Origin of the sequence: Roseibacillus ishigakijimensis (assembly GCF_016595415.1) — a bacterium.
Lineage (GTDB): Bacteria > Verrucomicrobiota > Verrucomicrobiia > Verrucomicrobiales > Akkermansiaceae > Roseibacillus > Roseibacillus ishigakijimensis.
Genome location: NZ_JAENIO010000146.1, coordinates 1 through 486, shown reverse-complemented (window position 1 = coordinate 486; position 486 = coordinate 1). Strand labels below are relative to the sequence as shown.

Below are 486 nucleotides of genomic sequence, written 5' to 3'. Positions count from 1 at the left end.
AAGGGCTCATCGCACACGTCCTCGACTGCCTGGGCGAAGGCCCCGCCACCAATCTCCGTTGGGAGCTCGCGCATCACCGCAGCCAGGGCAATCACCAGGCCGCCGAGGAGTTGCGCGAAAAATGGTTCGCCCGCATGTGGAGCCTCTCCGCCTACATGAAAGTCCTCAAACAGCGCTTTACCCAATGGTTCAACCGCGCCCACCAGCGCCGCGGCACCCTCTGGGAAGACCGCTTCAAAAGCGTCCTCGTCGAAGGAAAAGGCCCCGCCCTCAAAGCCATGGCCGCCTACATCGACCTCAATCCCGTGCGGGCCGGGATCTGCCAGGACCCCAAAGACTACCGCTGGAGCTCCTACGGAGAAGCGGTATCGGGAGGAAAAACAGCCGCCCCGGCTCGGGAAGCCCTCAGGTGGCTCGACTCCTTCACCATCGGGATGACAGGCGAGGCCCGCGAGCGCCGCTCCATTCAGGGACAAGAGCGCCCCC

1 protein-coding gene is annotated in these 486 nt (G+C 64.6%); it reads left to right on the top strand.

All coding sequences use genetic code 11. The features are described from left to right. A partial coding sequence (locus JIN78_RS16955; protein ID WP_425606148.1) for a transposase occupies positions 1-486 on the top strand: 486 nt, incomplete at both ends.